The sequence below is a fragment of the Brevundimonas mediterranea genome (genome assembly GCF_014196125.1).
Lineage (GTDB): Bacteria > Pseudomonadota > Alphaproteobacteria > Caulobacterales > Caulobacteraceae > Brevundimonas > Brevundimonas mediterranea.
Genome location: NZ_JACIDA010000001.1, coordinates 833,418 through 854,795 on the forward strand (window position 1 = coordinate 833,418; position 21,378 = coordinate 854,795).

The 21,378-nt window shown below is 66.7% G+C and carries 23 protein-coding genes; 11 read left to right on the plus strand and 12 right to left on the minus strand.

Going from position 1 to position 21,378, the window contains the following annotated elements:
• Nucleotides 1-51: 51 nt before the first annotated feature.
• Entirely contained in the window at nt 52-222 is a 171-nt protein-coding gene (locus GGR11_RS04225; protein ID WP_183196431.1) for a hypothetical protein, read from the minus strand.
• A 101-nt stretch (nt 223-323) separates the two neighbouring features.
• Between GGR11_RS04225 and GGR11_RS04230 the strand changes: the two genes are divergently transcribed.
• Nucleotides 324-956, plus strand: coding sequence for a DUF938 domain-containing protein (locus GGR11_RS04230; RefSeq protein ID WP_183195538.1), 633 nt, complete (start codon nt 324-326; stop codon nt 954-956).
• Here GGR11_RS04230 and GGR11_RS04235 read toward each other — a convergent pair whose 3' ends face one another.
• Entirely contained in the window at nt 957-1,358 is a 402-nt protein-coding gene (locus GGR11_RS04235) for a hypothetical protein (RefSeq protein ID WP_246331538.1), read from the minus strand. It lies immediately after the preceding gene.
• Nucleotides 1,359-1,723: 365 nt separating this feature from the next.
• On the opposite strand from GGR11_RS04235, the gene GGR11_RS04240 reads away from it, so the two are divergent.
• Nucleotides 1,724-2,503 (plus strand): pseudouridine synthase, encoded by a 780-nt coding sequence (locus GGR11_RS04240; protein ID WP_183195539.1) that lies wholly within the window; start codon nt 1,724-1,726, stop codon nt 2,501-2,503.
• On the opposite strand, the gene GGR11_RS04245 is transcribed toward GGR11_RS04240, so the two are convergent.
• From GGR11_RS04245 to crcB, 3 genes are read right to left on the minus strand one after another with little or no spacing between them, the layout of a single operon-like run.
• On the minus strand, nt 2,487-3,251 hold the full coding sequence (locus GGR11_RS04245) for an ATP12 family chaperone protein (RefSeq protein WP_183195540.1): 765 nt from the start codon (nt 3,249-3,251) through the stop codon (nt 2,487-2,489). The two genes, GGR11_RS04240 and GGR11_RS04245, sit on opposite strands and share 17 nt — an antisense overlap.
• On the minus strand, nt 3,248-4,273 hold the full coding sequence (locus tag GGR11_RS04250; protein ID WP_183195541.1) for an RluA family pseudouridine synthase: 1,026 nt from the start codon (nt 4,271-4,273) through the stop codon (nt 3,248-3,250). Before GGR11_RS04250 ends, GGR11_RS04245 begins: the two co-directional genes overlap by 4 nt.
• Nucleotides 4,270-4,665, minus strand: coding sequence for a fluoride efflux transporter CrcB (gene crcB / locus GGR11_RS04255; RefSeq protein WP_183195542.1), 396 nt, complete (start codon nt 4,663-4,665; stop codon nt 4,270-4,272). Before crcB ends, GGR11_RS04250 begins: the two co-directional genes overlap by 4 nt.
• A 144-nt stretch (nt 4,666-4,809) precedes the next feature.
• On the opposite strand from crcB, the gene GGR11_RS04260 reads away from it, so the two are divergent.
• On the plus strand, nt 4,810-6,006 hold the full coding sequence (locus GGR11_RS04260; protein WP_183195543.1) for a hypothetical protein: 1,197 nt from the start codon (nt 4,810-4,812) through the stop codon (nt 6,004-6,006).
• Here the strand turns inward: GGR11_RS04260 and GGR11_RS04265 are convergent, their stop codons facing one another.
• The 7 genes from GGR11_RS04265 to GGR11_RS04295 form a co-directional block, all read right to left on the minus strand.
• The gene (locus tag GGR11_RS04265; protein ID WP_183195544.1) at nt 6,007-6,495 is read right to left on the minus strand and encodes a CC0125/CC1285 family lipoprotein; all 489 of its coding nucleotides are present in this window, start codon (nt 6,493-6,495) and stop codon (nt 6,007-6,009) included.
• Between the two features lie 52 nt (nt 6,496-6,547).
• Nucleotides 6,548-7,273, minus strand: a complete 726-nt coding sequence (locus GGR11_RS04270) for an RluA family pseudouridine synthase (protein WP_183195545.1) — start codon at nt 7,271-7,273, stop codon at nt 6,548-6,550.
• A gap of 16 nt (nt 7,274-7,289) precedes the next feature.
• Nucleotides 7,290-8,618, minus strand: coding sequence for a replication-associated recombination protein A (locus GGR11_RS04275; RefSeq protein ID WP_183195546.1), 1,329 nt, complete (start codon nt 8,616-8,618; stop codon nt 7,290-7,292).
• Nucleotides 8,619-8,698: 80 nt separating this feature from the next.
• Nucleotides 8,699-10,102 carry a Do family serine endopeptidase gene (locus GGR11_RS04280; protein ID WP_183195547.1) on the minus strand — a complete coding sequence of 468 codons (1,404 nt, stop codon included), beginning with the start codon at nt 10,100-10,102 and terminating at the stop codon, nt 8,699-8,701.
• A gap of 757 nt (nt 10,103-10,859) precedes the next feature.
• Entirely contained in the window at nt 10,860-11,759 is a 900-nt protein-coding gene (locus tag GGR11_RS04285; protein ID WP_183195548.1) for an enoyl-CoA hydratase-related protein, read from the minus strand.
• Nucleotides 11,760-11,810: 51 nt separating this feature from the next.
• Nucleotides 11,811-13,403: a carboxyl transferase domain-containing protein gene (locus GGR11_RS04290; protein WP_183195549.1), complete on the minus strand. Its 1,593-nt coding sequence runs from the start codon at nt 13,401-13,403 to the stop codon at nt 11,811-11,813.
• Between the two features lie 96 nt (nt 13,404-13,499).
• Entirely contained in the window at nt 13,500-14,051 is a 552-nt protein-coding gene (locus GGR11_RS04295; RefSeq protein WP_183195550.1) for a hypothetical protein, read from the minus strand.
• A 367-nt stretch (nt 14,052-14,418) separates the two neighbouring features.
• Here GGR11_RS04295 and rpsF point away from each other — a divergent pair, with 367 nt between their 5' ends.
• The 8 genes from rpsF (at nt 14,419) to GGR11_RS04335 (ending at nt 21,374) form a co-directional block, all read left to right on the plus strand.
• Entirely contained in the window at nt 14,419-14,805 is a 387-nt protein-coding gene (gene rpsF / locus GGR11_RS04300; RefSeq protein ID WP_040349448.1) for a 30S ribosomal protein S6, read from the plus strand.
• A gap of 12 nt (nt 14,806-14,817) precedes the next feature.
• Nucleotides 14,818-15,096, plus strand: a complete 279-nt coding sequence (gene rpsR / locus GGR11_RS04305) for a 30S ribosomal protein S18 (protein ID WP_008259463.1) — start codon at nt 14,818-14,820, stop codon at nt 15,094-15,096.
• A 1-nt stretch (nt 15,097) separates the two neighbouring features.
• Nucleotides 15,098-15,682, plus strand: coding sequence for a 50S ribosomal protein L9 (gene rplI, locus GGR11_RS04310; RefSeq protein WP_008261897.1), 585 nt, complete (start codon nt 15,098-15,100; stop codon nt 15,680-15,682).
• A 327-nt stretch (nt 15,683-16,009) separates the two neighbouring features.
• A complete protein-coding gene (locus tag GGR11_RS04315; protein ID WP_183195551.1) occupies nt 16,010-18,475 on the plus strand; it encodes a TonB-dependent receptor plug domain-containing protein in 2,466 nt (821 codons plus the stop codon).
• 167 nt (nt 18,476-18,642) lie between these two features.
• Nucleotides 18,643-19,008, plus strand: a complete 366-nt coding sequence (locus GGR11_RS04320; protein ID WP_183195552.1) for a hypothetical protein — start codon at nt 18,643-18,645, stop codon at nt 19,006-19,008.
• 35 nt (nt 19,009-19,043) lie between these two features.
• A complete protein-coding gene (locus GGR11_RS04325; protein WP_183195553.1) occupies nt 19,044-19,475 on the plus strand; it encodes a hypothetical protein in 432 nt (143 codons plus the stop codon).
• A gap of 111 nt (nt 19,476-19,586) precedes the next feature.
• On the plus strand, nt 19,587-21,077 hold the full coding sequence (locus GGR11_RS04330) for a replicative DNA helicase (protein ID WP_183195554.1): 1,491 nt from the start codon (nt 19,587-19,589) through the stop codon (nt 21,075-21,077).
• A gap of 45 nt (nt 21,078-21,122) precedes the next feature.
• Nucleotides 21,123-21,374 carry a hypothetical protein gene (locus GGR11_RS04335; protein WP_183195555.1) on the plus strand — a complete coding sequence of 84 codons (252 nt, stop codon included), beginning with the start codon at nt 21,123-21,125 and terminating at the stop codon, nt 21,372-21,374.
• Nucleotides 21,375-21,378: the final 4 nt, after the last annotated feature.

The window sequence follows — 21,378 nt, forward strand, 5'->3', positions numbered from 1 at the left end:
CGCAAAGACATTAGAGCACGGCGCTGCTTTACGCCACGCTTTCCTTGCGCGTCAGCCCGCCCGGCCCGCCTCGACCGAGCCATAGGCGCCGGAAACCGGGCGTCCGTTCGCGTCATATTGCGACGCGCAGGCGCACATGCCGAGCACGGTGCCGATAAACAGTCCGATATGAATCGCGCGCCGCATCGTGGTTACCAATCGCTTAACGTCGACGACAGACATAAACGATCACTTAACTTTCCGGCAAGCCGGCGCCCCGCTCAGGGGAAAATCGCACCCTGGTTTCCCTCCCCTTCCGCGTGCCGGACGTCTAAGAGAAAGCTATGCAGACCCTGGACCACCTCGACGCCTTGCCTGCGGGCGCCCTGTCGTCGCCGGCCGCCCAGCGCAACGCCGCCTTCATCCTGGACGTGTTGCGGACGCATCTGCCGGCGCGGGGGCGGGTGCTGGAGATTGCGGCCGGATCAGGTGACCACGCCCTGACCTTCGCCTCGGCCCTGCCCGGCCTGGACTGGACGCCCAGCGATCCCAGCCCCGAGGCGCGTGACAGCCTTTCGGCCTGGCGGCGGACCGGTCCCTCCAACCTGCGCCCGCCGCTGGCGGTGGACGCCGCCGATCCGACGACCTGGCCGCAAGACCGGTTCGACGTCGTCTATTGTGCGAACATGACGCACATCAGCCCCTGGTCGGCGACCGAGGGGCTGATGGATCTGGCCGGTCGCGTCTTGCGACGCCCCGGCGGTCTGGTGGTTCTATATGGCCCCTATCGAGAGGCCGAGGTTCCGCTGGCGCCCTCGAACGCGACCTTCGACGAGAGTCTGAAGGCGCGAAACCCGGCCTGGGGCCTGCGAAACCGCGAGGCGGTCGAGACCCTGGCCCGGTCGCATGGCCTTGCGGCCACGCGCCGAGTCCCGATGCCGTCGAACAACCTGAGCCTGTTGTTCAGAAGCGTCTGATCAGAGCGCGCTGACGGCGGCCGACAGCTGGGCGCGTTCGTTCAGCAAGGTCGTCTTGCCGTCCTTGAACAGGGCGCCCTGGGCCTCCGCCGTCACGCCGAAGCTTTCTGCCGCAACCGCGACGCCGTCGGCGAAGGCGATGACCAGCAGATCATGGGCGCGCGCCAGGTCGATCAGCGATCGCACGGCGGCCAGGCCGGCCTCATCCTGGGACCCGCCGGGCACGACCAAACCCTTCAGACGGCCTTCGACGATGTCAGTCGCCGTCGCCGTCGCCAGAACGGTCACGCCGCCGGTGATCAGGCTGGCGTCGCCGGTCGAGATGGGCGCCAGGCCCACGCCTTCGGCCCGCAGCGCCCCTTCGACGTCGCCCAGTTCGCCGAATTCCATGTCACGTCGCATCACCAGTCCCATGCGCAGCCGGGTCGGAACGGGACGGTTGTAACCAGTGCGACGGGGTCCGGAGGAAGATTTGCTTTGAGCGTACAAGACGTCTCCTTATAGGGTTTCAATAGAGATCGAGATTCTGCGGCGGAGGCCGCCGAACCATCGACACGAATAACCAGAAAACGAAAATCGACGGGTCCGACGCTGGCCGTCCCGCACTCTGGATCGTTTGTGGAATGCCGCCTGATATAGTGAAAACAGCGCCGATATCAACCGTGCCGGATCCGGGTTCGGCGCATCGTGATCATGCCGTCCTGGATCGGCTTGCTTACACGCCCGCCCAGCCCTAGACAGCGCCATTGATTGAGCGACGGAATCCGATGGCCTTCACCCGCACCTATGACGGCGACGAACCCGTCCGCGTGAACAAATGGCTGGGCCAGACCGGCGTCTGTTCACGCCGCGAGGCTGAGAGCCTGATCGCCGAAGGTCTGGTGTCCATCGACGGCGAGACCATCAGCGACGCCGGCCGCAAGATCGAGCCGGGCCAGACGCTGACGCTGAACGACACGGCCCAGCAAGCCTTGGCCTCGGGCATGACCCTGGTTCTGCACAAGCCGGTCGGCTACGTTTCGGGCCAGCCGGATCCCGGCAAGATTCCCGCCGTGCGCCTGCTGAAGACCCCCAACCGCATCGGCGAGGGCGAGACCCCCGCCCGCGACGCCTCCCTGCCCCCCATCGGCCGGCTGGACGAGGATTCACGCGGCCTGTTGCTGCTGTCGTCGGACGGGGTCGTGGCCAAGGCGGTGATCGGGCCGGCGTCCGAACTCGACAAGGAATATCTGGTCGTCGTCGATGGCGTGATCACCGAGGGCAAGCTCAGCCGCCTGCGCCACGGACTTGTGCTGAACGACAAACCGCTCAAGCCCGCCCGCGTCACCCAGATCGAGCCGCAACGCCTGCGCTTCGTCCTGACCGAGGGCAAGTACCGCCAGATCCGCCGCATGTGCGAGCTGGTCGGGCTGGAGGTCGTGGACCTGTACCGCATCCGCATCGGCCCGCTAGAGATCGGCGACCTGCCAGAGGGCCGCTGGCGTCACCTCACCGATCAGGAACGCACGGCGCTGATCACCGCCTCGACGGCTAGTCCAACGCCCTGAACCACCGGTCCAGCAGTTCCGCCTCGGCGCGGCGGGCTTCAGTACGTTCGGCGGCTTCCGCATCCACGCCCCACTGTTCTTCCTGAAACAGCTCGTCGATCCGCGACAGGTCGAACGCCGCGCCGCCCTCCAGCGCCCCCTGCTCCACCGCCAGGGCCAGAACCGCCGACCCCAGCAACGGCACAGCCGTCGCCAGACCCGTCAGGCGGAAATCATCCATCGCCAGGGCATGCGCCTTCACCCGCGCGATGGCCTCGGGCGACTGCGGTCGATGCACGATGCCCGCGACAGGCTCCAGCGCCACCCCCATCTCGCGCGCCGCCCAGTCCCGCCACGGCCCCCATTCGCGCTGCTGCCGCTCGACCAGCGGCGTCGGATGTTCGGCCAGATAACAGACCACGTCAGACCCAGCGTAGGCGGCGATCTCGTCCGCCACCGGCTCACGCGCCTGCCCGATACGGTCGATGGCGGTCGAGGCCAGCCGCGTCGCCGGCATGGTCGAAGGTTCGACGACCTGGCCCTGCGCCGCCCATTCCTCGGCGACCAACTGTGCGGCGGCCTCCGTCGGAAGCACCAGCGGCGCCTTGGCCGGCGTCTTGGGCGTCCGCCCGTCCAGCAGCACGGCCCAGCCGCCCTCGCTGTGCGGCCCGACCGACACGGTTTTCCAGAAGCTACGCACCGCCTCCTCGGTCTCGCGAAACCCCTTGCGGGCGGCGACCATGGGATCGAGCGGGGGAATATGGCTCATCGAATTCTCTTCACGCCCAGGAAGGGATCGTCCTCCGCCTCGTCCTCGGAGAAGCCGAAGTGGGCGAAGCCGGCCTTCATCTCGGGGCTCAGGGGCGCCGTGACCTTCAGCACCCCGCCGCGCGGGTGATCCAGTTCGATGCTACGGGCGTGGAGCTGCAGCTTCAGCGGACCGGACAGTTCCTTGGATTTTTCGTCGCCGTATTTGGGATCGCCCAGGATCGGGTGGCCGATCCCGGCCATATGGGCGCGCAACTGGTGGGTCCGGCCCGTGAAGGGCCGCAGAGCCATCCAAGACGCGCGGTGCGAGGCGCGCGACACCGTGCTGAAGGCGGTCTCGGCCGGCTCGGCCTTGGGGTCCTTGCGTTCGGCCGGGCGCATCATCTCGAAGTCGTTGATGCCGGTCTTCTTCAGCGGCATGTCGATCTGGCCCGAATAGGGTTTCGGATTGCCGATGACGATGGCCCAATAGGTCTTCTTGGCCTGACGACGGGCGAAGGCCCCAGCCAGCCGCTTGGCCGCCTCCGGCCCCTTGCCCAGCAGCAGGACGCCCGAGGTGTCGCGGTCCAGACGGTGGACCAGGCGCGGACGATCCATCCCCTCGCCCCAGGCCGACAACAGACGATCGACGTGACGGCTGGTCTTGGTGCCGCCCTGAACCGCAAGGCCGTGCGGCTTGTTGATGGCGATGACCATGTCGTCCTCATAGAGGACCAGGGACTTGGCGAAGGCGATGTCGCGTTCCGACAGGGTGTGCAGATCCCCGGCCTGACGCGAGGTGTCGTCGGGGATCGGCGGCACGCGCACGGCGGCGCCGGCCGTCAGCCGACCCTCGGGCTTGATCCGGGCGCCGTCCACGCGGATCTGGCCGCTGCGGGCCATCTTCTGCACCTGGATGTTCGACAGGTGCGGCCAGCGGCGGCGGAACCAGCGGTCCAGCCGGATGCCATCCTCGTCCTCGGCGACATAGATGGTCAGGACTTCGCGCTTGGGCGCGTCCTCAATGGGGGGCTGGTCGGTCAAAGGGCGGCTCCAAAGGCGCGGCGGGCGACCATCAGGCCGATAAACAGGGCGACGACGGCCAGGACCACCGAGCCAATGACATAGGCGGCGGCCAGGGCGTAATCCCGCCGCTCGATCATCATCACCGCCTCCAGCGAATAGGAGGAGAAGGTGGTGAAGCCGCCCAGCACGCCGACGGCGGCGAACAGGCGGATCGTCTCCTGATGCACCCCGCCCTTGAAGGCCAGCCAGCCGACCAGCATCCCCATGGCCAGACCGCCCAGAACATTGGCGGCGAAGGTGCCCATCGGCCATATGGCGTTTGGGGCCAGCCGGGCGGCCAGAAGGCCGAGGCCGAACCGGGCCATCGAGCCCAGGGCTCCGCCGGCGGCGACGAGAAGAAACCGTGTCATGATCCGGCGCTATATACGCCGACGGCGCCGAAAGCGAAGCCTCCCGCGCCGTCGCGCCCGTCTGACCGAAACTTCACTTGCCCTCGGACACGGTTAACAGCGATATCCAAGACGAGCCGTCAGCGGTTTGAGGGAAGCCAAGTCATGTCGCAGGAAGACAGTCAGAGCCCGGTGATCGCGCCCGCCATGACTCCGCCGCCACCCTCTCCGGAACCCGAACCGCAGCCGGTCGAACAGCCGCACGATCTGGCCCCCGCCGATGCGCCCGAGACGGCGCGCGCCGCGCCGCCGAACCCGACGCCTACCGACACCCCGGCCGTGTCCGACGAAGGCGTGCTGCGCCCCATTCAGGAGAGCGACTATTTCACCCTGGACGACGCCTCGATCGCCAAAATCTCAGCCAACATCGACCTCTATTTCAACCAGCCGCTCGACATCTTTCCCTTCTGGGAGAACGAGAAGAAGCCCGACCGTTTCCACGTCCTGTTCGCGCGCCAGATCGAGGAGCGGTTCCCGGCGGACCGCGACATTCGCGGCCGGGTTCACGCCTATGGTCGGCGCATCTTCCGCGCCCTGTGCGTCCATTTGGGAATCAAACGGCTGACCCAAGCCCTGGCCCTGATCGCCTTCGCCGTCCTGGCCGAGATGGGGCCGACCCTGTTCGCGGACTGGGCCGGAGGTCAGCCCGCCGGTCTTGGCCTGGGGCTCCTGGCCATGCTCGTAACGAGTGGGATCTTCTTCGGCGTCTCGACCATCCTGTTCATCCAGTACCGGTTCCGGCTGGAGAACGACTCCTACGAACTGTCGCGCGAGATCGTGCAGCGGACGCGGGAGCTCCAGAACCTGTTCACCAACGCCCGCGCTCTGTCCGACCAGGCCGAGACCACCTATCAGATGGACGGCAAGGCCTGGGGCCAGCGCGCCCTCTATCTGACTCGGCTGGTCATGTGGATCGGCGCACGGATGGAGTATCTGGAGAAGTTCATCCAGATGGAGCTGTGGCGCGTGCGGCGCGAGCGCTACTGGATGCGCTGGTTCGGACGGATCACCGCGCCGACGGTGCTGGTTATCTGGCTGGCCTTCTTCGCCTTCTTCCCCGCGCCGCAAGCCAATGAGATCGGCTTCCGCATCCTCCAGATCATCGCGGTCCTGCTGGCGGGCGGCGTGTCCTGGCTGTCCTACTTCCGCTGGCAGACGCCCGCACAGGCGATTCAGGACAAGCTGGGGGCCGAGGGCTGGGTCCGCTACGCCTCGCTGGACGTAGACAACACGGTCGGCGACCAGGTGCGGCGCGACAAGGAGCGGCTGGTCGAATATCGCGCCCTCACCAGAGGGCGCTGATCAGCGCGGGATGGAGGCCTGCACCGACCGGGCGTCATAGGCGTTCGGACGGTCAGGCTTGGCGCCCCGTCCCATGACGATCTCCAGCGACGTCGAGGTCGGGCTCGGCCCGCTGAAGTTCAGGCCCAGGCCAACGCCGACGCCCGAGGCGGAATAGCCGCCGTATCGGCTTGAGCCGCCGCCGATGGAGACGCTGGGGCGAACCCCGCCTGCGCCGCCGGGACGACCGTCGGTCCAGCTCTGAGTGATCTCAAACCAGTCATAGCCTTGATCGGTGGTCAGGTCGGCCGCCCGCACCAAGGCGTAATCCGCCACGGCGCCCGGCGCGCCGACGCCGTTGTAGGTGACGCGATAGCGGTTCGACTCGATCCTCTGCTCCGAATACCCCTGCCCACCCGGCGCACGCTGGGCGCCATAAGGGGCCAGGCTGGCGCAGGCGGCCAGCGCGAGGGTCGAGGCGGCGAGGCTGAGAATGGCGAGGCGCTTCATGGCGTTGTCTCCCTTTGACGGAGATAGCGTTGCTTGAGCCGGAGCGTTCCGTCTAGAGGCCCAGCGCCGCGCGCAAGCCCGCGAAATCCGCAGGCGGCGGCGCCTCCACCGTGGTCGTCCCGCCCTCGGGATGAGGAAAGCTCAGCTTGGCGGCGTGCAGCATCAGGCGCGGCGCCGGCCCCACCTCTGTCGTCAACGCCCCGCCATAGCGGACATCCCCGATCAGCGGACGGCCCAGATGGGCCATATGAACCCGGAGTTGGTGCATCCGCCCGGTCAGCGGCTCCAGCTCGACCACCGCCCCCTGATCGTTGGCGGCCAGGGTCCGATATCGGCTTTGTGAGCCTTGCGCGCCGGGCGCGTCGAAGGCCACGACCCGCATATAGGACTCGCGCCCGATCTCCTCGCGCCGCAGCGGGGCGTCGATGGTGCCAGACGCCGGTTCCGGCGCGGCGGACAGCAGGGCCAGATACTGTTTGCGGAACCGCCGCATCTGCAGCGCCTTGCCCAGGAAACCCGCCGCCGGCTTGGTCTTGGCCGCCAGGATCACGCCCGAAGTGTCGCGGTCCAGCCGATGCACCAGTTCCGGCCGTTTGCCGTTCGACCGCGCAAAGGCCCACAGCAGATCGTCGAGCGTATGCGCCTGGATCCGCCCGCCCTGGCTGGACAGGCCGGACGGCTTGGAGAAGGCGATCACATGAGCGTCCTCGTGGATCACCCACGACCGGACGGCGGCGATCTCATCTTCGGACAGGGCGACGGGCTGGCGGGTTGTCATCGGGGGCTTCTAGAGGTCAGTCCCCTGCCCCGTCCACCATCGCGTCCTTGGCCATCCGAGCCCGCATCTCGGCCCAGCGCTCCAGCCGCGCCTTGACCTTCTCCTCATGCCCCTCGCCCTTGGGCTTGTAGAAGGTGCGGCGCTCCATCTCGTCGGGGAAGAAGTTCGCGCCCGAGAAACCCTCGGGCGTGTCGGGGTCGTACTGATAGCCCTTCCCGTACCCCAGCGACTTCATCAGCTTGGTCGGGGCGTTGCGGATATGGGCCGGCGGCATCAGCGACCCCGTCTCATAGGCCGCCTTCTTGGCCGCCTTGAAGGCCTCGTACACCCCCACCGACTTGGGCGCGGTGGCCAGGTGCACCACGGCCTGGGCCAGGGCCAGCTCGCCCTCGGGGCTGCCCAGGAAGTCGTAGGTGTCCTTGGCCGCATTGGCGACCAGGATCGACAGGGGGTCCGCCTCGCCGATGTCCTCGACCGCCATCCGCACGATCCGCCGCGCCAGATACAGCGGGTCCTCGCCCCCGTTCAGCATCCGCGCCAGCCAGTACAGGGCCGCGTCCGGGTCCGACCCCCGCACTGATTTATGCAGGGCGGATATCAGGTTGTAGTGTTCTTCTCTCGACTTGTCGTAGGCGGGCGCACGGCGTTGCAGCACGCCGGCCAACCCCTGCACGTCCAGCCTCTCGCCTTCGGGCAGGTCGAACAGCACCTCCGACATGGTCAGCAGATAGCGACCGTCGCCGTCGGCCAGGGCCAGCATGGCCTGACGCGCCTCGGGCGCCAGCGGCAGGGGCCGCTCCATATGCGACTCGGCACGCGTCAACAACTGATCCAGCGCCGCATCGTCCAACCGTTTCAGCACATAGACCTGAGACCGCGACAGCAGCGCCCCGTTCAGCTCGAAACTGGGGTTTTCGGTCGTGGCCCCGACCAGGGTGACGACCCCGGCCTCGACGAAGGGCAGAAAGCCGTCCTGCTGGGCGCGGTTGAACCGGTGGATCTCATCGACGAACAAGAGGGTGCTCTGCCCCGCCGCCCGCCGCATCCGCGCCGCCTCGAACGCCTTCTTCAGATCGGCCACGCCGGAAAAGACGGCGCTGATCGACTGGTATTCATAGCCCGCCGCCTGGGCCAGCAGCCGGGCGATGGTGGTCTTGCCGGTGCCGGGCGGCCCCCACAGGATCATCGAGCCCAGCCGCCCCGCCTCGATCATCCGCCGGATCGGCCCGCCGGCGCCCAACAGATGATCCTGGCCCACCACCTCGTCGAGCGTGCGCGGACGCAGCCGGTCGGCCAGGGGGGCGTCGGGCGGCAATATGCCGGAGGCTTCGAACAAGTCGCTCATGGGTGCGACCTATGTAGGCGTTCGCCAAAGGCTTTTCACCCGTTTGTGTGGGCCTGTGATCGAAGACTCTGTCCGGCCCCTTACCGCAACACGCCCCGAATCTGGCGCCCGCCGCGATTGACCACGATTTCCCACGGCCCTCGGCCGGCGCCGGCGGCTTCGACGTCGCGCGCCGAAGCTATCGCGCGGCCGTTGATGCTGACGATCAGGTCGTTCTGGCGGAAGCCGGCGCGGGCGGCGTAGCCCCGGCCCGACACGCCGGTCACGATCACGCCCGTCGCGAACGGATCGCCGCCCAGCCGGTCGGCCAGGGCCGGGTTCAGCGCCACAACCTCGGCGCCGGCGAAGGGGCCGGACTGAATGGTCACCCCCTGGTCCGGATCGGCGTCGCCGGGCAGGGTCTGGACCCGCGCGGTCAGGGTCTGGGGCCGGCCGTCGCGCAGGATGGCGACCTGGACCTGGTCGTTGGGGTTCCGCGAGCCGATGCGGTAGTTCAGCCCGTTCTGGTCGTTGATCTCCTGGCCGTCCACAGCGGTGATCACATCGCCCTGGCGGATGCCGGCGCGGGCGGCGGGACCGTTGGCGTAGACGTCGGTGACCACCAGCCCCTGCGGCCGGGTTAGGCCCAAGCTGCCGGCGATGTCGCCGGTGACGGTGTCGCCCTTCACCCCTAGCCAGGGCCGGACCACGGCCTTGGCCCCGCCCAGGGCCGAATCGACCACCCGTTTGACCATGGCGGCCGGCACGGCGAACCCGACCCCGGCCGAGGAGCCCGAGCGCGAGAAGATGGCGGTGTTGATGCCGATCAGGTCGCCGTCCATGTCCACCAGCGCCCCACCCGAGTTGCCGGGGTTGATGGCCGCGTCGGTCTGGATGAAGGAGCCGCTGTCGGAAATGCCCGTCTCGGTCCGGTTCAGGGCCGAGATGATGCCGTTGGTCACCGTCTGGCCGACCCCGAACGGATTGCCGATGGCCAGGACCAGATCGCCGACCTGCTGCTCTTCCTGATCGTCGATGGCCAGGACCGGCAGGCGGTCGCTGACGTTCTCCAGCCTCAGCACGGCGATGTCGCTGCGTTCGTCGGCCAGGATGACGGTGGCGGGAAACTCGCGCCGGTCGTTCAGCACGACCTTGATCTGCTGCGCGCCGTCGATGACGTGGTTGTTGGTGACGACGATCCCGTCCGAGCGGACGATCACGCCCGACCCGACCGATTCCGCCACCCGCGCCTGGGGAATGCCGCCGCCGAAGAACTGGAAGAAGGGATCGGCCTGGACCCGTTGCACGCTGCGGGCCGAGATATTGACCACGGCGGGCGCGGCGGATCGCACCACGGGGGCGAAGCTGGACTTCATTCCCGCCGCGTCGCTAGGCGCCGTGCGCGTGGGCTGGGCGAACTCGCCCTCCTGCGCCTTGGAATTGGTGGCATTGCCGCAGGCCGACAGGGCCAGGGCGGCGGCGAGCACGATCGATCGGGTCTGCATAATCATCCGAGGAGAACAGGCTTCAAGCCACACCATACCGCACCGTGTTTCGGGCCGCATCAAGGCGTCGGCGCGACATCAACGGACAAGCTTTCAGCCCGTTCCCTCGGGGTCGTGCAGACGAACGGAGGCGCTCCGTCCTTTCGGCGGAGTTGAAGGCCCTTTGGAAGTGAAGGGCTGGGCGGGGCGCCGGGCCTTCGCCCGGAGTTTGGTGTTTTGAGTACCATTTCGACGAAGGTTTGACGCCCCGCGCGGGTGGTTGGCCTGCAAGCTCGGGGCGCCGAGCGGTGGCGGTCTTATCGCCTAACCCCATAAGCCTGCGACGGGTCGGCGGTCCCTGCGAAGAACCGTCCCGAGTACGGTCGAGTATCCCCCTCGACCCTCCGACGGCGCACCATGTGTCGCCGTCGGCGCGGGGGAGTTGCACCCCCGCTCCCGTTCCATCCGCTCCCGCCGCCGCAAGGTCGCAGGCCTTACGAGCCCTCCAAGCGACGAGACCGGGAGTGATTATAGGGGGTGCAGAAACCCCGGCGCGGAAGTCGGGGCGAGAAATCGTCAAGCCGTTGAATTCGTAGGGTTAGGACCAGCGTCATTGTGACAGTTGGGGCCGTTCGCCCCCCTCCGTCACGGCGCTCTGCGCCGCGCCACCTCCCCCAAGGGGGGAGGATTTCGGTGCTCGCATTCCTCCCCCCTTGGGGGAGGTGGATCGCCGGCGAAGCCGACGAGACGGAGGGGGCCTGTGAGGCTAGCCCGGCCCCTAAACCGCCCAGTCGGGTTTGCGCTTGTCCAGGAAGGCGCGGACGCCTTCCTGGCCTTCGGGGGAGACGCGGGCGCGGGCGATGCGTTTGGCGGTGTCGTCCAAGAGGCCGCTGTCGATCTTGTGGCCGGCGATGTCGTTGACCAGGCGTTTGGCCTCGCCCATGGCGCCGGGCGCGTTGCCGCTGAGGCTGTCGGTCAGCATGGTGATGAACTCGTCCACCGAGCCCTCGGGCAGGACCAAGTCGATCAGGCCCGCGTGGGCGGCGTAGTCGGCGTCGAAACTGTTGCCGGTCAGGAACAGCTGGCGCGCGCGCCGCGCGCCGATGGCCTCGATGACATAGGGAGCGATGGTCGCGGGGATCAGGCCCAGCTTGACCTCGGAAAAGGCGAAGCGCGCGCCCTCGACCGCCACGGCCATGTCGCAGGCGGCGACGATGCCGGCCCCGCCGCCCATGGCGGCGCCCTCGACCAGGGCGACGGTCAGGGCGGGGACGTCGTGCAGCGCCTTCAGCATCCGGGCCAGGCCCAGGGCGTCGTCGCGATTGTCGGCCTCGGACCAGTCGGCGGCGTCGCGCATCCAGTTCAGATCAGCCCCGGCGCTGAAGGTCCCGCCCGCGCCGCGGATGAAGACCAGGCGGACGTGGTCGGCGCCGTGCAGGGTCTCGAACGCCTCGTGCAGGGCGGCGATGGTGGCGGCGTCGAAGGCGTTCTTCTTCTCCGGCCGGTCCAGGGTGATGAAGACCACCCCGTCGCTGGTGGCGTCGATCCGCACCAGGTCGTCATTGGCGTCCGGCGCGGCGTCGGCCAGCAGCGGATGGGCGATGCGGTTGATCTCGGCTTCCTCGGCGTCGGTGACGTCCAGGGCGTTGAGGTCGGCGTCGGTGGGTTGATCGGCCATGGTCATCTCCAAACTGAGGGTCCGCGTTGCAACGGGGGGCGGAAGAATAGGTTACATCCGGAACAGGCCGAACGTGGTCTCCGGGATCGGGGCGTTCAGGCTGGCGGAAATGGCCAGGCCCAGGACGTCGCGGGTCTGGGCCGGGTCGATGACGCCGTCGTCCCACAGGCGGGCGGTGGCGTAATAGGGATTGCCCTCGTCCTCGTACTTCTGACGGATCGGCGCCTTGAAGGCCTCGGCGTCTTCCGCGCTCCAGGTCTCCGCGTCGCGGTGGACGGTGGCCAGGACGCTGGCGGCCTGTTCGCCGCCCATGACGCCGATCCGGCTGTTGGGCCAGGTGAAGAGGAAGCGCGGGGAGTAGGCGCGGCCGCACATGCCGTAGTTTCCGGCGCCGAAGCTGCCGCCGATCAGGACGGTGAACTTGGGCACTTCGGCCGAGGCGACGGCGGTGACCAGTTTGGCGCCGTCCTTGGCGATGCCGCCGGCCTCGTACTTGCCGCCGACCATGAAGCCCGAGATGTTCTGCAGGAACAGCAGCGGAATCTTGCGCTTGCAGGCCAGTTCGATGAAGTGGGCGCCCTTCTGGGCGCTCTCGGAGAAGATGACGCCGTTGTTGGCCAGGATGGCGACCGGATAACCCCAGATGCGGGCGAAGCCGCACACCAGGGTCGAGCCGTACAGGGTCTTGAACTCGTCGAACTCTGAGCCGTCCACCAGCCGGGCGATGACCTCGCGCACGTCATAGGGGGCGCGGACGTCGTCGGGGATCAGGCCGTAAAGCTCTTCGGCGGCGAAGGCCGGGGCGCGAGGTTCGCGCACGTCCATCTCCACGGACTTGGTCGTGTTCAGATTGGCGACGATGGACCGGACGATCTCCAGCGCGTGTTCGTCATTCTCGGCCACATGGTCGACCACGCCCGAACGACGGCCGTGGGTCTCGGCCCCGCCCAGTTCCTCGGCCGAGATGACCTCGCCGGTGGCGGCCTTCACCAGGGGCGGGCCGGCCAGGAAGATGGCGCCCTGGTTACGCACGATGACCGTCTCGTCCGACATGGCCGGCACATAGGCGCCGCCGGCGGTGGACAGGCCCATGACGCAGGCGATCTGGGCCAGACCACGGGCGCTCATCCGGGCCTGGTTGAAGAAGATGCGGCCGAAATGGTCGCGGTCGGGGAAGACCTCCGCCTGGTGCGGCAGATTGGCGCCGCCGGAATCGACCAGATAGACGCAGGGCAGACGGTTCTGCTCGGCGATCTCCTGGGCGCGCAGATGCTTCTTCACCGTCATGGGGAAATAGGCGCCGCCCTTCACCGTCGGGTCGTTGGCGACGATCATCACCTCGCGGCCCGAGACGCGGCCGATTCCGGCGATCAGGCCGGCGCCGGGGGCCTCGCCGTCGTACATGGCGTGGGCGGCCAGCTGACCGACCTCCAGGAAGGGCGAGCCGGGATCCAGCAGCCGCTCGACCCGGTCGCGGGGCAGCAGCTTGCCGCGGGCCACATGCCGTTCGCGCGACTTGTCTGACCCGCCGCGCGCGGCCTGGGCCACATGGTCGCGAAGCTCGGCGACCAGGGCGCTGTTGTGCGCGTGCAGGGACTTGTATTTGGGGCTTTGCGGATCGACCGCTGACGTCAGCTTCGGCATGGGGTTGGTTTAGGCGGGCTGGCTGTGGGCCACAAGCCAGCCAGGCGCTTCCTGTTTCCAGAACTCGTCCAACACAGCTCCATTCGATCTACGCAGCTAAAGCGGCTTCAAATGCACCGGCCGATGACTTGGATATGGATGAAAGCGTCCCAGATATTTGTGGCTGAGCGTTTTAAAGTGATCCGCAGCGTGTTGAATCTCACCCGCGTCGCCCCGTCCGTCACCACCGTTCGCTATGTCATCCTCAATGAAATCCAGGATCATAGCCATGTACCCGACTTCATCCTGCGCCTTTGCGTCAGGAATAATAATGGTCGATGCAAGTTCTAATTGTCGTCTGGCGCGACTTATAGCTCCACTTTTTATAAGGTGTTCCGCATTTACTTTAATAGCAGCCACGTCCCCGTCATCACCAAGATAGCTTGACGCAATAACCTCCAAGTCAGATCCTAAACTATAGCATACACTACCAATTTTGAGGCGGTCCAGCTTGGCCGCCTGTGCGCCCTTAATAACGCCATACCAGAGAGCGCCTACTGCCGCACTCGCGGCAATTCCGTTCAGCAAAAGACCCCACCAAGCAGCTTCAGCAGCTGATTGACCTGCCCAGGCCGCCTGTTGTGCCGCGTGAAGCATTTCCTGATCCATATCCATCCCTTCATGCCACCCCGGGCTGGAACCCAGTCGTCGAAGTATTGGCCACCAAGAAACTACGCGCAACGAGCGCAACACACTTAAATGTTGACCCTGTTCTTTTAAATGGGCAGCGCCCTGCCCTCCTCCACCGCTCTCGCTTTTGGATCGCTCCGAGGCAAGCAGGAACGGCTCACGCTGGGCATTGCAATCCTTGCCTCCCCGCCCCTTTTCCCCTATAGGCCCCGCCTTTCCAGGGCTTCGGTCCTGTCGTGGAACACCAAAGGGTTGGACGTTCGGTCCGGCCGCCGCGCCAGGAGCCATCGTGGGGATCGACTTACCCGGTCGTTTCCACGCCGACGCCCACAAGGGAGACTACCGCATGGCTCTTTACGAGCACACGGTCATGACGCGCCAGGATATCTCGGCGCAGCAGGCCGAAGCGCTGAACGACACCATCAAGGACCTGATCGTGCAAGGTGGCGGTTCCGTCGCCAAGATCGAGTACTGGGGTCTGCGCAACCTGACGTACCGCGTGAAGAAGAACCGCAAGGCTCACTATTCGCTGCTGGCCGTCGACGCCCCTCCGGCCGCCATGGCCGAAGTCGAGCGTCAGCTGGGTATCAACGAAGACGTGCTGCGCTGGCTGACCGTCCGCGTCGAGGAACTCGACCTGGAACTGTCGCCGCTGCTGGCCCGCCGCGAGCGTGAACGCGAGCGTGAGCGCGAGCGCACCCCGCGCGACGACGCCGCCGCTGACGCCGAATAAGGAAACCGGAACATGACCGACACCACCGCCCCGACCCCGGGCGCCCCGGCCGGCTCCGGCGCCGCCGGCCGCCGCCCCTTCTATCGCCGCCGCAAGGTCTGCCCGTTCTCGGGCGCCAATGCGCCGAAGATCGACTACAAGGACGTGAAGCTGCTTCAGCGTTACGTCTCCGAACGCGGCAAGATCGTGCCTTCGCGCATCACCGCCGTCTCCCAGAAGAAGCAGCGTGAACTGGCCAAGGCCATCAAGCGCGCCCGCTATCTGGCCCTCCTGCCGTATGTGGTGAAGTAAGATGAAGGTCGTTCTGCTGGAACGCGTCGAGAATCTCGGCGCCATCGGCGACGTCGTGTCCGTCAAGGACGGCTTCGCCCGTAACTTCCTTCTGCCGCGCGACAAGGCCCGTCGGGCCACCGCCGCCAACCTGAAGGCGTTCGAACTCGACCGCGTCGCCATCGAGCAACGCAACGAGAAGAACAAGGCCGATGCACAGAAGGTCGCCGACAAGATCGACGGCCAGACCTACATCATGATCCGTCAGGCCGGTGAAACCGGTCACCTGTACGGTTCGGTCGCCGGTCGCGACGTCGCCGAGGCCATCCAGGCCGAAGGCGGCAAGGTCGAGCGTTCGCAAATCGTCCTGAACACGGCGATCAAGAACCTGGGCGTCCACGAAGTGCCGGTCCGCCTGCACGCCGAGGTCCGCGCATCGGTCAAGATCAACATCGCCCGTTCGATGGATGAAGCCGAGCGTCAGGCCAAGGGCGAGGACGTGATCCGCAGCCAGTTCGACGATGAGCGCCAGGCCGCCGAGCAATCGGCCCAGGAACTGATCGAAGGCGGCGCCGGTCAACAGGAAGGCTTCGGCGACGAAGCCTGATCCTGACCCGACCCTTCGGGGTCGGATCGCCGGAAACATCAGGGGCGCGTTCCGCAAGGGACGCGCCCTTTTTGCTGCGTCATCCCCTAGGCGAGACGCCTCGCAATCCATGACAAGTTTGCAACAACCGCCGCGGCTTGGTGCGAAGACGAAGGATTTACGCAAACTCCTTTCTTGACCTGCACAAAAAGCGGTGAACAGTCTCAATTAAGGTCAGGATTCGTCCTTCATGCGACCATTTTATTGCGTCGCCCATCCCGGCCCGGGTGTCGAAATCGTGGCCGGTCGTCGCCCCTCCCAACAGGCCGCTTTCGTTTGGGGATAGTCATGCTGATTTCCGGTCGTTCCGCCTTGTTGGCCTTCGTCTCCACCAGCGCGCTGATGTGCGCCCCGGTCGCCTTCGCCCAGGAAGCGACGCCGACGGATGACGCCGCTGAGATCGGCGAGATCATCGTCACCGGCACGCGCGCCGTGGGCCGGACCCGGCTGGACACGATCGCCCCCGTGGACGTGATCACCGGCGAGACCCTGACCCGCAGCGGGACGGGCACCGAGACCGCCGCCGCCCTGGCCGCCGCCGCTCCGTCGATCAACTTCCCCCGCCCCGCCATTTCGGACGGTTCCGACCACGTCCGCCCGGCGACCCTGCGCGGTCTGGCCCCTGATCAGACCCTGGTGCTGATCAACGGACAGCGGGGCCACGTCGGCGCCTTGGTCAATGTGAACGGCGCCCTGGGACGCGGATCCACGGCCTTCGATCTGAACACCATTCCCTCGGTCGCCCTGGGCTCCGTCGAGGTGCTGCGCGACGGAGCCTCGGCCCAGTACGGCTCCGACGCCATCGCCGGCGTGATCAACCTGCGTCTGCGCCAGGCCCGCGACGGCGGCGGCCTGACGCTGAACCATGGGCGCTACGACACCCAATACGACACCGCGCGCGGATCGCACGAGGCCACGGACGGCGAGCAGACATCCCTGGCCGGCTGGATCGGCCTGCCGTTGGGCGAGGACGGGTTCGTCACCGTGTCAGGCGAGCTGCAGAAACGCGATCCGACCAACCGTTCGGACTACGCCGCGCCATCGGCCGTGGTCGGCAACACGTCGACGAACACGGTCCTGGGACGGTTCGGCGATCCGGCGGTGGAGTCACAGTCGCTGTGGTTCAACGCCGGCAAGCCGATCAACGCCGACTGGGAGACCTATGCCTTCGGCGGCATCCAGCACAAGGAAAGCGAATCCGGCGCGACCGCCCGCGCCTACAACAACGCCAACAATGTCCTGGCCATCTATCCCGACGGCTTCCTGCCGCTGATCAATACCGAGATCGTCGATTACAACCTGTACGGCGGGCTCAAGGGCGAGGCGGCCGGGATCGATTGGGACGTCTCGGTCGGCTACGGGCGCAATGTGCTGGACTACCGCGTCACCAACTCGCTGAACGCCTCATATGGCGCGGCGTCGCAGCAGGAGTTCGACGCCGGGGGGCTGAAGTACGACCAACTGACGCTGGGTGTCGATGGGGTCAGGCCGCTGGAGTTCGGGCTGATCGAACCGGTCAACCTGGCGTTCGGGGTCGAGTACCGGACCGAGCGTTTCGAGGTCTATGCCGGTGAACCCGCCTCGTACAATCGCGGACCCAGCGCCGGCGGTGGCGGGGCCCAGGGCTTCCCCGGTTTCTCGCCCGCCAATGCGGCGGACGAGGATCGCAACAACTGGAGCGCCTATATCGATCTGGAAGGCAAGCTGACCCGGGGGCTGACGGTCGGCGTGGCCGGCCGTTACGAAGACTATTCCGATTTCGGCGACCAGTTCACCGGCAAGGTCTCGGCGCGCTACGACTTCTCGCCGGCCTTCGCCCTGCGCGGCGCGGTCTCCACCGGCTTCCACGCCCCGGCCCTGCAGCAGCAGTATTTCAGCTATACCGCCACCAATCTGGTGACCCAGTTGATCGGCGGCCTGCCCGTGACCAGCCTGATCCAGGCCGGCACCTTCCGCGTGGACGACCCCGTGGCCCTGGCCCTCGGCTCCAAGCCGCTCGAGCCCGAGACCTCGGTCAACTATTCGGTGGGGGCGGTGTTCCGGTCCGGCGGATTCGAACTGACCATCGACGCCTATCAGATCGAGCTTGAAGACCGGATCATCTATTCCGAGAGCCTGGGGACGACGCGCCCCAGCCAGTCGGCTGCGACCACCACGGCGGTCCAGACCCTGCTGGCGCCCTTCGGCGTCAGCGCCGCCCGCTTCTTCCTGAACGGCGTCGACACCACGACCAAGGGTATCGATGTGGTCGGTCGGTATCGCCTCCCGACAGACACGCTCGGTCGGTTCGATTTCACCCTGGCCGGAAACTACAACGAGACGACGGTGGACAAGACGCCGGAGACGCCCTCCATCGGCATTCCGACGTCGGATTTCTTCTTGTTCGACCGGTCCAACATCCTGGCGTTCGAGGAGGGCACGCCCAAGACCAAGGTGGTCGGCGGGATCGACTGGAGCCTGGGCGGTTTCGGCGTGTCGGCCAAGGCGACCTATTACGCCAGCGTCCTGGTCGCCAACAACGCCGCCAGCCTGGACTACGAGACCGGCGACAAGACCCTGATCGATCTGGAAGGCCGCTATCAGTTCCCATACGGGGTCGGTCTGGCGGTGGGGGTGAACAACCTGTTCGACGAGTATCCGGAATATACGCCGGCGGCCCTGAACGGGGCGACCGGGTCGGTGGGCTTCCCCAGCTATTCGCCGTTCGGCTTCAACGGCCGCTTCCTGTACGCGCGGCTCAGCTACAGCTTCTGATCCATTCTGAAACGAGGAATAGGGGCGCTCGCGAGAGCGCTCCTTTTTCGTTGGCGCGTATCCAGGACGGAAAGATTACCAAAGCTTCAGAACCGCACGGCGTTCGCGCCCCCGTTGCGCCACATATCGCCGATCAATCTGGCGCTTCGTGTTCGGAGGGGATCGATATGAAGGCCAAAATCATCGCGGGGGCCTTGGCCCTGTCGCTGGTCGCGGGGGCGGCGCAGGCCATGACGGTGCAGGAGTTCCTGACCACCGCCGCCGGCATTCCTCAGAATCCCACCGCCCTGCTCCGATCCGACACCCGGCGGCTGATGGGCGAGTTTCGCGGCGCGGCGCGGACGGTGCGTGCCGAACAGACGGCGGCGACCGCGGCGGGACGCACGCCCGCGAGCTGCATGCCGGACAAGGTCGGCTTCTCGCCGGACGAAATCCTGGGCCGGTTCAACACCATTCCTCAAGCCCGCCGGAACATCAGCGTGACCCAGGCCATGCGGGAATGGATGATCGAGAAATATCCCTGCCCCGCGTGACCCTCCGGACATCACGCAGGAACGTTCTGCGGTCGGTGGCGATATTCGTCGGCGGCGGCTTGGCGATCGCGGTCGGCGTGGTCGTTCTCGGGCTCCTACTGCCGGCCGCCGCGGGTCATGTCGCGCCCACGATCCAGCGGCATCCGCCCTGGGTTCTGGCCGGGCTTGTGCTGGTCGTCATGACCGTCGAAGCAACCGTCTTCACCATTCTGCCGCTTCAGGTGTCGCAGCAATTCCTGAAACGCCTGTGGCCCGGTGCCGCGGCCGGTTTCGCCGGATATGTCATCGGCATTCACTGGGACAATGGCTGGAGAGGTCTGGCCGTTTCCGCATGGGTGTGGGGAATCGTCACGACGGCCTATCTGCTGGAACGACAGGGTTCCCTGGCGCGCGCGGTCGGTCAGGCCGTCGCGCTGAAATGGGCGTTCTGGCCCTCGCCTTCGCCGCGCTCAGCGCAGGAGGGATGATCCCCAGCGATTGAGGAATTTCGGTTCGCCCACAGGGTGGACGATCTGTCCACGGTCGAAGCAACGTCCACGACTGACGCAGGCGCGTGTCAGGGCTAGAGCGTTAAGACAATGAACGCGTTCGCCCCCATGCCTTTCTCGTCCTCGCCGATGGACTCCAGCGGCGTCAGCTCGATGCCTCATAACCTGGAGGCGGAACAGGCGCTGCTGGGCGCATTGATGTTCGACAACGGCGTGTTCGAAAGGCTCAGCGACCGCCTGCGCGGCTCGCATTTCTACGAACCCTTCCACCAGCGGCTGTTCGAGGCGATCGAGGATCATATCCGCCAGGGGATGCTGGCCGAGCCGACCATCTTGATGGAGCGGTTCAAGCAGGACCCGGCCTTCCAGGAGTTCGGCGGCCTGCGCTATTTCGCCGATCTGGTGGACCGGGCGCCGCCGGCGGCCAATGCGCCGGACTATGCGCGGGTGGTCTATGACACCGCGCTGCGGCGCGACCTGATCCGCATCGGCGGCGAGATCATCAAGGAGGCGCCCAATCCGGACACGCCCGCCGACGAACAGATCGAACAGGCCGAACAGACCCTGTATTCTCTGGCCGAAACGGGCAAGCCGTCGTCCGGTTTCGTCAGCTTTTCCCACGCCCTGTCCGGCGCGGTTCAGATGGCGGCCGAAGCCTATCAGCGCGAAGGCAAGCTGGCCGGGCTGGCGACCGGGCTGAACGATCTGGACCGCAAACTGGGCGGACTGCACCCCTCCGACCTTCTGATCCTCGCCGGCCGTCCTTCGATGGGCAAGACGGCGCTGGCCACCAACATGGCCTTCAATGTGGCCCGCGCCTATCAGTGGGAGCCGACGCCGGAGGGCCGCAAGACGGTCAACGGCGGGGTGGTGGCCTTCTATTCACTGGAAATGAGCGCCGAACAGCTGGCCATGCGGATCCTGGCCGACGCCTCGGGCGTATCCTCCGACAAGCTCCGCAAGGGCGAGATCGACGCCACCGACTTCGGCAAGCTGCGCGACGCGGCGGTCGAGATCGGCGAGAGCCCCCTGTACATCGACGCCACCGGCGGCCTGTCCATGTCCAAGCTGGCGGCGCGGGCGCGACGGCTGAAGCGGATGGAGCATGGGCTGGACCTGATCATCGTCGACTATCTGCAACTGGTGACGACCGGCGACAGCGGCGGGCAGAAGAACCGGGTGCAGGAGGTGTCCGAGATCACCGGCGGCCTGAAGGCCCTGGCCAAGGAACTGTCGGTGCCGATCATCGCCCTGTCCCAGCTGTCGCGTCAGGTGGAACAGCGCGAAGACAAGCGGCCGCAACTGTCCGACCTGCGCGAATCCGGCTCGATCGAGCAGGACGCCGACTGCGTGATGTTCGTCTATCGCGAAAGCTACTACCTGGGCCGGGCCGAGCCGCGCGAGGGCACCGAGGAACACCTGCAATGGCAGCAGGACATGGACCGGCTGCAGGGCCAGGCCGAGGTCGTCATCGGCAAGCAGCGCCACGGCCCCATCGGCATCGTCAAACTGGCCTTCGACGCCGAGACGGTGCGGTTCGGCAACCTGGCGCACGGCTATGAGGAAGTCAGCTACGAATAGACGGCGGCGGTTGACCTCGGGCGCGAACAGGCCCCTTGGGTGCGGATGGCCAGCGAAACCGTCTATATTCTCCAGACCTATGTCCAGGGGCGCGGCAAGGGGCTGAAGGCCGAGCCGCAGGTGGGCTGCAAGGACGCCGAGGAGGCGCGGCGCAAGGCCGAACGCATGGCGCCCCTGCGGCTGGGCGTGGTGGCCTTTTCGGTCTCGGCGGACACCGAGATGGGCGATTACGACGAGCAGCCGACCATCATCTTCAAGTCCGGACAGCTGCCGCCGCCGTTCAGCGACGAGGATTGATCGG